This window comes from Maribellus sp. CM-23, assembly GCF_021354595.1.
GTDB lineage: Bacteria > Bacteroidota > Bacteroidia > Bacteroidales > Prolixibacteraceae > Draconibacterium.
In genome coordinates this window covers 729,792-743,692 of record NZ_JADWYJ010000003.1, presented here as the reverse complement: position 1 = coordinate 743,692, position 13,901 = coordinate 729,792, and the positions used below count along the sequence as shown (strand labels likewise).

The window sequence follows — 13,901 nt, the reverse complement described above, 5'->3', positions numbered from 1 at the left end:
TTGTCAATCGCGGTTTACGTCAACACCGCGTTCTGCCACTGTGCTGCGCACTGGCAGAACGCTTAATTGTTAGGCACAGTATTTTTATTGTTAACAGTATCGTTTATGTCGATTTTATTTTCATTATTTATTTCAGTACTATCTTTATTGTCATGTTCTTTTATTATTTGAGTCTCAGGTAATATCTTCCTTCCAAACTCCATCTCTAACACTCTGCTACAAGGAATAACTCTTGTGGTATTACTGTCTGTATTATAATAGAAAACAAAATTTTTGGTTTTGCCTATATAGAATGATGTGCTATCGGATTTTAAGGTCTCATCGTTTAATGTTATAACAACATGTGAGTATTTGCCGTCATATTTAACATTGTCAAATTCATTCACACTAAAGATTAAAATAAGATTTAATGCAAGAATAAATATTCCAAAAAATGTTTCAATTTTTTGATTTTTCTTTTCCAACTTATTTTTAAGAAATAATTCTCTTTTTAACTCAAGTACAATGAATCTTATAACAAAAAATATTGTGTCAATTGCAATTAGTATTTGAGTGGTAATTTTTAATTCTTGTTTATGAGAAATGTTCGTCCAAATAAAAATAGCCAACCCTAAAAGAATTATGATATTTACATAATTCAGTCGTAGGTATTTCCATATTCGTATTTCAATCTCAGGTTCCTTATAATATTTTATCTGGAATCGAAGTGTTTTCATTTTTGTTTTGGTCGTTGACCCTAAAAAGCTGATAAATCCAAGTAAAATGAAGAGTCCAAGAATATGAATAATATCTTCAGAGAATAGAACAATAATCTCATTCAATTCAATAAATTGAACTATTGGCACATGAAAAAAAGCATAGTAGATTATGTATTTTAATAATCCTGCTGTTATTATTATTGGTGTTAGTATCGCTATATTTTTCCAGGTCCCCATTTTCATTTTAATATTGTGCCTAACGTATATATATGTGTATTACATTTATTTCGCTATTAGCTTTACTTGCTTTGTGCGCAGGTATTCAGCTAAGTATCCGTTTTTAAATAATTGTAAGCGTTATAAACGTTATCAGTCTATGAATTCAAAGTAAGGGTGGCAAATCTCTCGCTGCTGTTCGTCTCGGGTGTCACCTTAAAGTTCAGGCACTAATTTAACAAAAGAATTGTTTCGATTGCGCTTTGGGGGAAAAATACACGCTGGAATAGCTCCCCAAACAAACAACCACGCGGGGGGACTCGCGCGGGAGCCGCGTCTGATAGACACGAGGTGAAAAATCAATTTTTCACGACTTGTCTGGCTGACGAGAGGTGACAGATCACTTTTTCATGCTTTGTCTGACAGACACGGGCTGACCGAACAGTTTTTCATCCTTTGTCTGATGGACACGAGGTGAAAAATCAGTCTTTCATCCTTTGGCGGGCTAACGCAATAAAAAAGGCAAGTTGCTGGTATTATGAATCTTAGTTCTTCTTTTATTTGGACTTTTCCTGCTAATTATCGTAAATTGTTGGAAATTAAACCACAAGCATCTGCCCACATGTAATTCATTCAAACAGGAGCAACTGGTTAACCAATGTCAAACTAAAATTTATTACTATGATTCCTTTATTAATGCTTACAAGCCGCAACACCGAAGTTGACGGCACCGCGGCGCAACTTATCCGGGGCTACGATGGCACCACGCTCAACACCGATGCCAACCTGGAGAAAATAATGAACCCGCTAAAGGACGATTCGCTAATGTTTGCCTCGGCCATTAAGCGGATGAAAGAGAAAAGCGAACAAAAAACCAACGACGAAATCCGCGACGAAAAAATAAGCGGCTTTTATTTTCTGCTGGTGAGTTTTTCGCATCACCCCGATGCACTGATCCGCCAGGCGGCGCTCAACCTGCTCGATATTTTTAACCACTACGGCCTCGAAATAAAAGAAGAAAGCTTTACGCGTGAGAGTTCGCTGCTTAACTCGCTGCTGGCCGATTTAAACAAGCCCAAAGCACTGGCCGACATTGCGCTGGTGCCTCAGTGTGCCGAATACATTGCGGCTTTGCAACAGGCGCACGATACCTTCGAGGCCAGTCGTTTGGCTTTTGAGTCGGCGCAGGCCGAAGAAGGCACCCTTGAAAATGCCTCGAAAATTAAACAAGAGGTGGTGAACCGAATCAACAACCAGCTGGTGCCTTACCTGAATGTAATGACCCAGCTCGACGAGCCTACCTATGGCGCCTTTGCCCGGCTGGTGGCCGAACTAATCAGCGCCAACAACGAAGTGGTAAAAAAACGCCGCAAAAAAGACGAAGAACCGGTAATGGAATAGCGGGAGGGGTTATACGATGACTGCGAGTGCACACAGACCTTCAAGGTTTCGAATACCTTGAAGGTCTTTTTTATGAAGTCTAACCCGACACTTTTAGCCTCAGGAAAAGCCCTGAATCGATTTTAAGGAACCATTCTCTAAAAAAAGAACGGTTCCCTACTTCCTTCCGAAAGTCTGTCTCAACATTTGGCAGATGCACCAATCTTTCGTCCGGAACCGCGAAATGCGCTTTTAACCACCCATCCCGCCAGACGAGGGACGTTCATCGCACCTAACCCGACACTTTCAGCGTCGGGAAAGCACTGAATCGATTTGAAGGAACCGTTCTTCTGCTCAGCCTTGTTATTCTTTGAATGGAAAAAATTAAAAATAAATCAGAAAAAGAAACATATGATTAAAAAAAACATCAACAAAGCACTATATTTGAACATAATAAATCCTTCTTTAAACCATACAATAAATTAATGTAATAATGAAAAAACCAATTCTATCCGTGAAGGCCATCGCTTTCGTATTTATTTTGAATGTCGTGGCCGGCGTAAGCGCTTTTGCCCAAACCGGTAGCACAACGTTCAACGGTCTTCCTGTTTTACGCTCTGCTACCATTTCTAGTCCTACTCTCGATGTTGTTTTTGGCTATTCTAACTACGATGGTAATAATGCATTTATTATTAACGGCATTACGGTTCCCCTGTTAAACAGTGGCTGGTTTAATAATGCAGGGCAACATTCAGCCACAAATCAAAATTATGTTTGTGGTTTTGAGTATGGCACTATTTTTAATAACTTTTTTGCCGTTGATTTAAGCAACTTAAGCAGTCATGGCATTACCCCACCGATAACCAGCGTCGTGTTGCATGTGAACAGATATGAATCAGTGCCGGCTTCCGGAACTTTTGATTATAAATTGTTTAATGTAACCAACAGTTATGCAACCATAAATCAGGATTACAATCCTTCGGATGCTACCGGAATAGCGATTCACAACGACTTGGGAAATGGAACAATGTATGCCGATGTCGTGTTGGACAAAACAATGCCCAATAATACCTACATCGACATTCCCCTAAACAGTGCCGGAATTGCAGCCATGAATGCCGCCATAGGCTCAACCTTTGTGGTAGGTGGTACCGGTAGCCCGAATGCTATTGTTGTTCCTGTTCCTTACTGGGCCATTGCGCTTGTGTTTCTGGCCATTGGATTGCTTGTAGTGATTCGTTTCAGAAGAAGACAGTTTGCTGCCTAATAGCAAAACAGAATAGAAGGTGAAGATCTGCTCTATTCCCAAATCGGAATAAATTGTGATCATACATTAACCCGGCTCAAGACTTTACATTGAGCCGGGTTAATTTTTGGTAAAACCACTTGCCAACCAAACCCGCGCGTTGAACCCGGTTATTGATATTCGACACTTTTAGACTCGGGAAAAGCCCTGAATCGATTTGAAGGAACCATCCTCTCAAAAAAAGAACGGTTCCCTACTTCACTGGTTATCGACAGGAAACAGGCGCTAAGCGTAATACTTTTATTCTGCGCCGCAATGACAGGTGCTCGAAAAGGCAGAATTACCACAGATGCAATCGTACCACGGCCAATAAGTCAAAAGACACTAAAAGCAGAAACACCTCGCCTACCCGAACAACCCATGTCAGCCAGAATAGGTTTTATTGAATATCCGGATTAAAAAAGGAACCGTTCCTCTGCTCTCGTCACCGTCTCAACCTCCCTGACAATTAAGCACTTTACACAAGCGATCGGGAGGCAGAAAACTTATCCGATGCGAAGTTTCTTCTGCTTAACCTTGCTTTTCTTTGAATGGAAAATTGAAAAAAAAATCAAAAAAAAATTGAAACACATGACAATAAAAACACCTGCATGTCCTATATTTGAACATAATAGATTCCACTTTAACTCATCAAAAATTTAATGTAATAATGAAAAAATGCTTTCTTTCCCTTAAGATTTTCGTTGCCATACTTATTCTGAATGTCATGGCAGGAGTAACTGTTTTTGCCCAAACCGGGACCACAACGCCCGACGGACTTCCTGTTTTGCGCTCTGCTACCATTACAAGTGCTACTCCCAATGTTGTTTTTTCCTCTTCCAGCTCTGATGTCAATAATGCATTTATCATTAACGGCATTACGGTTCCCCTGTTAAACAGTGGCTGGTATAAAAAGACCGGTGAACATCAAGCTGGAAATACAAATTATATTTGTGGTGATTATAACAACACTGTGTATAATAACTTTTTTGCCGTTGATTTACGCAATTTAAGCAGTTATGGCATTACCCCCCCCATAACCAGTGCTGTGCTGCATATAAAAAGATATTTATCAGAGCCGGCTTCCGGAACTTTTGATTTTACATTGTGTGCTGCGAGCAACAGTTATGAGACCATAAATCAGCATTACAGTCCATCGAATACCACCGGAATCGCCATTCACAACGACCTGGGAAATGGAATAATTTATGCCAATGTTGCCTTGGATAAAACAGTGCCATCGAGTAGTTACGAAGACATTACCATAAACAGTGACGGAATTGCAGCCATGAATGCCAGCATAGGCTCAACCTTTGTGGTAGGTGGTACCGGTAGCCCTAATACCATTTTTGTTCCTGTTCCTTACTGGGCCATTGCTCTTGTGTTTCTGTCCATTGGATTGCTTGCAGTAATTCGTTTCAGAAAAAGGCAACTGGCTGCCTAAAAACAAAACAGAATAGAAGGTGAAGATTTGTTCGATTTCCAAATCGGAATAAATTCTGACCTTACATTCAGATACATTAACCCGGCTCAAGATTTTACATTGAGCCGGGTTAATTTTTGGTAAAAACTACTTGCCAACCAAACCCGGCGCATGCACCTGAGCGTCGGAGAAATGCATTATTGATATCCTTCGAAGTACAATTCTAAAATCTTACTCTTTGTGTTATCGTACACAATCTTGTATTTCACCAGTTTACCTAAGTTATAGTACGACCTGCCAACGAGTATTACTTGCCCTTCAATCTTAAAAAATCTTGCCTCATCACTCTTCCGGTAGGTTGTATAACCTCCATTAAGATCTGCCAGATATGCTACAACAGAACTAATATCTTCACGATTTGCAAGTTGCTGAACTTTTTCTCCCATTAACTCTCCCTCGGTTTTAAATTCATCTTTTGAACATGAAGCAATCACAAGAAATCCAACTAAAAAAAACAAAAACTTAAACTTATTCATAACCTGTTATTTATAATAAAAAATCATCCATATACGCTTGTCTTTTATTTTTTACCTGTGGAAAATCGCCAAAGCTTGCCGGAACGTTGATATGTATGCTTCTGTATTACCGCACTAACGGTAATAAACGCTTTTTACATCTCCCGGGGTGAAAATTTTCTTGCTGTTAAGCGGCTCGGGTGTCTCCTTTTGGTAAGCCACTAAATTAACAAAAGTTTCTTATACGCAGGCTGTATATCCGGAATTTTGGCCGTCCATCGCTTAGCCGGCAACGGAAAATCCCTCTCTCCCGCACAACCATCGGGAAAAAGGATTCACCTATTTTCAGTATTACAAAAGAGACCCGTTCTCTATGGTTATAACTCATAAAGAACGGGTCTTTTGACTAACCAAATACGCAAAAAAGTATTGGTTAATATATCCCGAAAAACTATACCCGTGGCAAAGGCCAGTCGGGATTGTAATTCAGTTTGGCCAGTTGGTTGGCTGCGTCTTCCCGGAACGATTGGCTGGCATTGTCCCAGTGAATGCGCTGTCCGACGCGGTAAGCAATGTTCCCCATCTCGGAAACGATCGCGGTTTTGGCACCTACTTCCACCGGGGCATTCAAAGTATCGCCCTTGCGAATGGCTGCCAGGAAATTTGCCACATGCTCATCCAAGCCATCGCCATATTCTTTTTGTGAACGGGCTTCAAAGAACGGTCCTTTGAGTTCGTTGCTCCGGTCGGGGATCAACTCGTAGCCGTTACGGCTCACTACCAGCGTTCCTTTTTGCCCCACGTAAGCTACACCGTGTGCCCGTTGGTAAGGACCAATTCCCGGGTTCAGGCCACACTCCCAAATCAGCGTATGATCGGGATAGGCATAAATTGCCTGCTGAATATCGGGTGTTTCAATGGCTCCTTTTTCGTGGTAGAAAATACCACCGCCCGGAGAAACAGACGTTGGCATATCTGCATCCATCGCATACAATGCAAAATCGAGCAGGTGAACCCCCCAGTCGGTCATTGCTCCACCCGCATAATCCCACCACCAACGGAAATTGTAGTGAAAACGGTTCATATTGAACGGCCGTTTGGGAGCCGGACCAAGCCACATATCATAATCCACATAATCGGGTGCTTCCGAATCAGCGATGTAGGGATAGGGTTCGTCGTAGCCTTTATAGATCCAGGCTTTTACCAGGTGTACATTGCCCAGCTCACCCGATTTTACAATTTCAGCCGCCTCGAACCAATGTTTGGAACTCCGCTGCCACATCCCTACCTGTACTTTTACGTCGGGGTATTTTGCCTGTGCCGCCACCATGGCATTGCACTCCTCAATGCTGTGTCCCATCGGTTTTTCAACGTACACATGTTTTCCGGCCTGCAAAGCCTGTATCATCATGTTGGCGTGCCAGTGATCGGGTGTACCAATGATCACTGCATCCACTTCCGGGTTTTCGAGCACCTGCCGGAAATCCTTGTATTCTGCCGGACGCTTCGAAGTCATTTTCTCCACCTCTGCCGCCTTGCTCTCCAACACCTTGGCATCCACATCGCAAAGGGCCACACAGTCCACGTTGTTTTCGGTGCGCAAAAAACTTTTCAGGTCGCTAAAACCCATCGACCGGCAACCGATCAATGCCACATTTATCTTCTCAGCCGGAGAAGCACAGGCATTCAAAATAGTAGGAGCAACACTTACAGCCGCGGCTGCAATGGCCGAATTCCGGATAAATTCTCTTCTGTTAGAACTCATGTCTGATATTTTTCTGATTTCTGCGGCCTGCTTACTGAAAATAACTTTACGATGACAGACCACGAAATTTAGGTTTATTGGATATTGCCCTTAAAAATAAGCTAAATCTGAAGAAATCCCGGCAAACCGCTTGACCGATTCACCTTGAATAACATTTTATTTACGCATTGAAAGCCACTTTACGGACAATTCCGCCCCATGACCTTTTCAATTTTATTTCTGTTCAGTTTTTCCTGGTATACCAGAAGTGAATATTTCAGTACTACCGGCTTGTCAGTAGAAACAGCCACCGCTTCCCTACCGGGCCAAACCACGTTCTGCATGCTGTTTTTTGCACGAAGAATCCAGGGCTGCGGATATCCGGGATTTTCGGAACGATCGACCATGACCACTCCGCTTTCTTTCTTTTCCGGATCAAAACTGCCCGACACCTGTACATACCCGTTTGACTGAACAGCTGTTTCCTGCGGTTCAATTTTACCCTCGGAACCAGAGAAAGCAACATCTTCTGGTAAATCGAGCCGAACAGAAAAGCCTCCGTAGCCTTTTTCATTTTCCGCTCCGCCCAACTTCAATCCTTCTTCAAGGGCCAGTAAGCGGATTTCAAAATCAATTTTCCGTACATTTCCGGTAGTCGGATGAACCGTGATTGAGGCTTTTTCCTGCAGATAAGGAACTTTCTCCCCCTTCTTTTTCCATTTTTCGGATTTCCACTCCACCTCGGTTTTTATCTCCACAATCCCGGAGGAATTTTTCATAAACTCAACTTCAGTGAGCGTTTGCTCAAAGTCTTTGAGCTCCCACCCGTCGCTTATTCTTTGTTCGCCGATCCACACCTGGTGCCAGGCCCAAAATATGCCCCGGTGGTGCGGATGATCAGAAGGAAAATCCTCGGTCAGCACCTTTCCGTTCAAACTATACAAAGGGTGAATATAATTGGTGCGTTCGTACTCGCCGTTCATGCTTTTGGGAGTGGTACGATACAGCAAAACCTCTTTCTTATTTTCGGTGATCAGGATTCCTTCGCCGGTTTTCTGCATGGATAACTGCGCCGAAACAGCGGTTATCCCCCACCAGAAAACAACAAAGGACAGCAGGATAACTTTACTCATCTTCCTCCTCTCCGTTTAATATCGTTAGTTTGGTCCGGATGTCATCTTCCAGGTATTCCGCTTCAAATATTTCAATATCGCGCAACTGATCGGCTAAAATCGATTTGTCATTTTCAGGAAGGATGAGCCACACCCTTGCCAAAAATGCTCCCATGGTGGCCGCACCGGTTTTCACCGAAACCGTTTTTACACCCTCCAACACGTCACCACTTTCGGGATTCACAAGCACTCTTTCCTGCATTCCTTCGGCATCTTCCCGAAGAAAAACGGTTCCGTCGCTGATGCAGGCACTGTCTTTCATCTCAAAAAACTGCAAAAATTCGTGCGGGTCCTGCATGTTCCGAATCCCAATCGGCCAGGCCTCTCCCACCGGATGATGCCCCAGTGCCAGCACAGCCCTTTCTTCAAAATTAACGATGGCATTTTCCACGCCTTCATCTTTGAGCAAGGGTTTTAGCAAATCGAGGGCATACGCCAGTTCAATAAAGGAAAAATCGAGCTGCATCCCCTCCTCCAGAAAGCGAAAACGCAAATGTTCGGGATCGAGCTCTACTTTGTCAAAGCCGCAGCATTGTTTAACCGCCAGTACTTCTTCTTCCGACACCTCTTCTGAAGAACTCCATAATGCAGCAAGCGGCCCCATTGTAATGTCGAAGGCTCCGTTGCTCATTTCATAAAAATCGGAACAAAGCAGCAACACATCGAAAAAGTCGGGCGAGCATTTGATCCATTTATCTTTGGGTGAATGATCCGTTTTCAGGACAAAGGAAGAAGGATTGGAACGGCTTATTTCGCGTTCGAGTTGTTCCAGTTCGGCTTTTAATAAGTCAGTGACTCTTCGGGCGTGGTCTTCCTCCACTCCCACCAGCACCACATCGGTGTTTACCCCAAACAGGCCGAAAGTATCACTGTAAATAGTAGGCTCTGACATAAGTACTGTTTTATTGGTTTATTGCATTGCCGGTAAAATTAAGAATCTCTCTGACAAAAACTATCAAAATGCCCGTAACAAAAGAAAGGACCTCCGCGAGAAGGCCCTTTCGTTCTGTTTATATCAAATCAGTTTTTACAATTTCGGTTCCCAGGCAGGATCGTATTCGCGCCCCCAAAGCTGCATGGCTTCGCGATCGAACATCAAACCGGTTTTGGTACAGATATCAAAACCATGACCGATACGATAGGCAACGTTGGCATGGTGAACCATGGCCTGGCTTACGGTTGCATCTGCAATCGGTGCGTTCAGTGTCTGGTTTCCGCGGATTCCTTCCAGCCAGTTTGCTACGTGATCGGTGGAAGTGTCTCCACCGCCACCCAAGGCAGTTCCGGCTTCACTGGATGAACCGCCGGATTCACGAACCACTTTTCCGGCACGGTCGTACAAAATGTATTTTCCCCGGTCAACAAACACTGATCCCTCGCTACCAAAAATGAGCGTTCCGCGGCCCCCAAAACCATAAGTATCCTGGCCCGAGCGGCTTCTTCCATCCCAGTTGATCACTTTATCGTTGTCGAACTTAAAGGTTGCATACATAGAATCGTACATTTCCCAGCCATCTTCAAAGAAGTGGCGTTTTCCGGCTTCCACAAACACATTGTTCGGATAATCTACCTGCAGAGCCCAGCGTGCCACGTCAAGCTCGTGTGTGGCGTTGTTTCCCAGCTCTCCGGTACCGTAGTTCCATCCGTACCAGTGCCAGTTGTAATCCCATGTTTCCGAGGTATAATCGCGGTGGATGGCAGGCCCCTGCCAGATTTCCCAGTCCAAACCTGACGGAACAGCTGCTTTTTTCTGCACAGGCACTTCTCCCCTTGTGTTGAGGTAAAAAGCAACCGCACGATATGGCACCCCAATCGCTCCGGCGTGAATGTCCTTAATAATCTGAATAGTATGCCCCGAAGAACGCTGCTGGTTTCCCATTTGCACCACCTTATCGTATTTTTTGGAAGCCGTAACAATCATTTCATTTTCACGCATGTTGTGGCTGCAGGGCTTTTCAACATACACATGCTTGCCGGCCTGCATGGCCATAATCGATCCGGGTGTGTGCCAGTGATCGGGCGTGGCATTAATGATCGCATCTACTTTCGGATCTTCCAGAATTTTTCTGAAATCGTTTTCCAGTTTGGGCTGGTAATCCAACACTTTAGCAAAACGGGTTGCGGCATTGGTACGCTGATGTTCCATTACATCGCACAAATAAAGCAGCTCCACATTGCTTTCCTTACGCGCAATCGGTTCGGTGAAAGCCCCCAAACGACGCCCCAACCCCAAAATTGCAAGGTTTAGCTTATCGTTGGCACCGATGATCCTGTTGTAACTCTTTGCCGACATGCCCACCGCGCTGCCACCTATGGCCACACCGGCTGCCCCTACTGACATTTTCTTTAAAAATTCTCTTCTATCAGACATACTCTTAATTTTTTGTATTTGATAATTCCGTTCTACGTCCTTTCTCATCACCCCATCACAAAACTATCAAAAGATTTATTTTATTTCTTTAGCGGATAGCTGAAGTGGTATTTCCCGGAACCGAGCTCTACCACCACATCATCTCCTATTTGTTTTACTTCTTTTACCGTATCAGTCAGCTGCGCTTTTACGGCTTCCAGTCCGGCATTGGGTAAAACTACCTGCGCACTTGTGTTGGCCGGAATTTCAACATCGTAAACAAAAGTGCCTTCTTTCAGTTTCCAGTTGGAAGAAATACGTCCGTGCACCGACTCAAAACTTGCGTTCACATAGGTAAGTTCACCTCCCGGATGGGGAGCCAGCGTAAAATGCTTGTACCCTGGATGGGCCTCATCGATGCTGATTCCGGCCACCCAGCTGTACAGCCATTCACCAATGGCTCCGTATGCATAATGGTTAAAGCTGTTCATGCCCACATCCTGAAAAGTTCCGTCGGGCTTTTGTCCGTCCCAGCGCTCCCAAATGGTGGTCGCCCCCTGTGTTACCGGGTACAACCACGACGGGTATTTTTTGCGGTTTAGCAACATAAAAGCCAGGTCATCGCGCCCGATTCCCGAGAGCGTATGACAGAGCAAGGGAGTTCCCAGAAATCCGGTAGTAAGATGGCCAAACTTGCTGACATCCTGCGCCAGGTAAGCAGCAGCATTTTCCATCCGTTCGTCAGGAATCAATCCAAACGACAACGCAAGCACATAAGCCGTTTGCGTGTGCGAAACCAGGCGTCCGTTGGGCGTTACAAACTCTTTTGTAAAAGCCTCTTTGATGTTGGCTGCCAACTCCCCGTATTTTTTCTGATCTTCGGTTTTCCCCAGAATACCAGCCATTTTTGCAGTCAGCGTGGTAGTATAATAAAAATAAGCGGTGGCCAGCAGGTCTTTTTCGGTGGTAGCTCCCGGATAGTCGGAACGAGTGGTGGCAAATGCCAGCCAATCGCCAAAATGATTGTCGCCGGTCCACAGGTAATCATCACCGGCACGGCTTTGCATGTACCCTACCCATTTGGTAACCGCCGGGTAGCTTTCTTCCAAAATGCGGGTGTCACCATAAATTTTGTAAACCGTCCAGGGAATAACAGCCACGGCATCGGCCCAACCGGTTGCCCCGCCTTGTTTGTTCAGAACATCCGGAATCACATGCGGAACTTTTCCGTCTTCCAGTTGGTCGCTTTCCACATCTTTCATCCATTTGGTATAAAAACCGGCCACGTTGAAATTGTAGCCTGCGGTCATACTAAAAACCTGTGCATCGCCGGTCCATCCCAGGCGTTCGTCGCGTTGCGGACAGTCGGTTGGCACATCCAGGAAATTTCCTTTTTGTCCCCACTGAATATTGTGCTGCAACAGGTTGATCAGTTCGTTGCTGCATTCAAAAGTACCCGTCGCAGGCATATCCGAGTGAATCACAACTCCTTTGATATCCTCCAGAGTTGGCTCTTTGCTAACTCCGCTGATTTTTACAAAACGAAAACCGTGAAAGGTAAAATGAGGTTCGTAAACCACTTCCCCGTCCCCGGCAAAAATATAGGTGTCAGTACATTGGGCAGCGCGCAGGTTGGCAGTGTAGAAATTTCCGTCTTTATCCAACACTTCGGCATATTGCATCACTACTTTATCTCCTTTGTTGCCTTTAAGGCTGATCCGGATATTTCCCACCATGTTTTGGCCCATGTCGTAAACCAGTTCTCCCGCAGGAGTATTCATCTTTTTAATGGGCTGAAGCGTTTCAACGGCCCTCACCGGCACACCTTCCTGCGCTACCAGCATATCTTTTGAAAGCGCTACAACCGCCGCCTGCTTCCACAAAGAATCGTCAAAATTGCTTGATTTCCAACCGGGCATTTCCAGATTGGCATCGTACATCTCACCGTTGTATATATCCGAAGCAAGAATAGCCCCCGTTGTCACTTTCCAGCTGTCGTTGCTCGAAATCACTTCGCTGCTTCCATCGGTATAATCGATTTTGAGCATCACAAGCAGCGATGTTTTGTCTCCATAATAACTTCGTTGCCCACTAAAGCCAATGTATCCGCGATACCACCCGTCTCCCAAAAGTGCCCCAATGGCATTGCTCTTGCCCAGCCTATCCGTAACATCATAAGTCTGGTATTGCAGGCGATTTTTGTAGCTCGTCCATCCAGGAGTGAAAAGCTGGTCGCCCACTTTCTCGCCGTTCAGGAATAACTCATACAATCCGTGCGAAGTAGCATAAATCCTTGCCGACTTCACCTTCTTCGACGCTGAAAATTCTTTCCGGTAATAATGCACAGGGAGTGAAGTTTTGTTTTCAGGCTCATTGGGCAGGGTAATCCATTCAGCTTCCCATTCCGAAGGTTGAAGAATACCGGTTTCCCAAAATGCAGGCTGGCTCCAGGCACTTGCTTTTCCATCCTGGTCCCAAATGCGAACTTTCCAGTAAACGCGTTGCATGGATGCAAGAGCAGGTCCTTCGTAAACCACATTTACCGATTTGGTGGAAATTACTTTTCCTGAAGTCCAGATAAGTTTTCCCGTGCTGTTTAATGCGCTCTCCGAAGCAGCTACGCGTATTTCGTAGGCCGACTGCATAATGTTCTGCCCGTCGGACTGTAACTGCCAGCTCAAACGAGGTTGCACAATATCGATCCCAATCGGATTCACGTGGTATTCACACGTTTTGTTCACTACCGTAGTTTTGGCGACTAACAACAGCGAAAAACAACTCAAGCAAAGAATCAGAAAGTTTCTTCTGATAAAAGATTTCAGGCTCATGCTATTAGTTTTTGGTTTAGATCATTTCGAAGGTTAAATATATCTTTTCTCGCGAGGACAAGCAACTTATGACTCTCCTAATTTCGATCGCTTCTCGCAATACCTGCACTGTTCAGCAAAAAATGCCCGGACGGGGCCAATATCCATTCATTTTCAGGAAGATTCTCAGAAAAAAGGATAGCATGGATTTACTGTTTTTGAAAAAAATGTAACTTAACAATCTGTTCTGATCACTAATTGAACTTATAAGATCCTAATAAATCAATTTTTGTTTTACGATTCATTACTTG

The 13,901-nt window shown here is 44.4% G+C and carries 10 protein-coding genes; 3 read left to right on the top strand and 7 right to left on the bottom strand.

Going from position 1 to position 13,901, the window contains the following annotated elements:
* Positions 1-62: 62 nt before the first annotated feature.
* The gene (locus tag INQ51_RS13895) at positions 63-935 is read right to left on the bottom strand and encodes a hypothetical protein (RefSeq protein ID WP_233378571.1); all 873 of its coding nucleotides are present in this window, start codon (positions 933-935) and stop codon (positions 63-65) included.
* A 660-nt stretch (positions 936-1,595) separates the two neighbouring features.
* Between INQ51_RS13895 and INQ51_RS13890 the strand changes: the two genes are divergently transcribed.
* The 3 genes from INQ51_RS13890 to INQ51_RS13880 all read left to right on the top strand — a co-directional run bounded on the left by INQ51_RS13890 (position 1,596) and on the right by INQ51_RS13880 (position 5,023).
* Positions 1,596-2,315, top strand: a complete 720-nt coding sequence (locus INQ51_RS13890) for a DUF6261 family protein (protein WP_233378570.1) — start codon at positions 1,596-1,598, stop codon at positions 2,313-2,315.
* A 472-nt stretch (positions 2,316-2,787) separates the two neighbouring features.
* Positions 2,788-3,561 (top strand): hypothetical protein, encoded by a 774-nt coding sequence (locus tag INQ51_RS13885; RefSeq protein ID WP_233378569.1) that lies wholly within the window; start codon positions 2,788-2,790, stop codon positions 3,559-3,561.
* A gap of 745 nt (positions 3,562-4,306) precedes the next feature.
* Positions 4,307-5,023 (top strand): hypothetical protein, encoded by a 717-nt coding sequence (locus INQ51_RS13880; RefSeq protein WP_233378568.1) that lies wholly within the window; start codon positions 4,307-4,309, stop codon positions 5,021-5,023.
* Between the two features lie 176 nt (positions 5,024-5,199).
* On the opposite strand, the gene INQ51_RS13875 is transcribed toward INQ51_RS13880, so the two are convergent.
* The 6 genes from INQ51_RS13875 to INQ51_RS13850 form a co-directional block, all read right to left on the bottom strand.
* Positions 5,200-5,538, bottom strand: a complete 339-nt coding sequence (locus INQ51_RS13875) for a hypothetical protein (RefSeq protein WP_233378567.1) — start codon at positions 5,536-5,538, stop codon at positions 5,200-5,202.
* Positions 5,539-5,968: 430 nt separating this feature from the next.
* A complete protein-coding gene (locus INQ51_RS13870) occupies positions 5,969-7,282 on the bottom strand; it encodes a Gfo/Idh/MocA family protein (RefSeq protein WP_233378566.1) in 1,314 nt (437 codons plus the stop codon).
* A 179-nt stretch (positions 7,283-7,461) separates the two neighbouring features.
* Positions 7,462-8,394 (bottom strand): DUF6807 family protein, encoded by a 933-nt coding sequence (locus tag INQ51_RS13865; RefSeq protein ID WP_233378565.1) that lies wholly within the window; start codon positions 8,392-8,394, stop codon positions 7,462-7,464.
* Entirely contained in the window at positions 8,387-9,325 is a 939-nt protein-coding gene (locus INQ51_RS13860) for an FAD:protein FMN transferase (protein ID WP_233378564.1), read from the bottom strand. Before INQ51_RS13860 ends, INQ51_RS13865 begins: the two co-directional genes overlap by 8 nt.
* 135 nt (positions 9,326-9,460) lie before the next feature.
* Complete coding sequence (locus tag INQ51_RS13855; RefSeq protein ID WP_233378563.1) at positions 9,461-10,804, bottom strand: Gfo/Idh/MocA family protein; 1,344 nt, start codon at positions 10,802-10,804, stop codon at positions 9,461-9,463.
* Between the two features lie 80 nt (positions 10,805-10,884).
* Positions 10,885-13,611, bottom strand: a complete 2,727-nt coding sequence (locus INQ51_RS13850) for a glycoside hydrolase family 78 protein (RefSeq protein ID WP_233378562.1) — start codon at positions 13,609-13,611, stop codon at positions 10,885-10,887.
* Between the last annotated feature and the right edge of the window lie 290 nt (positions 13,612-13,901).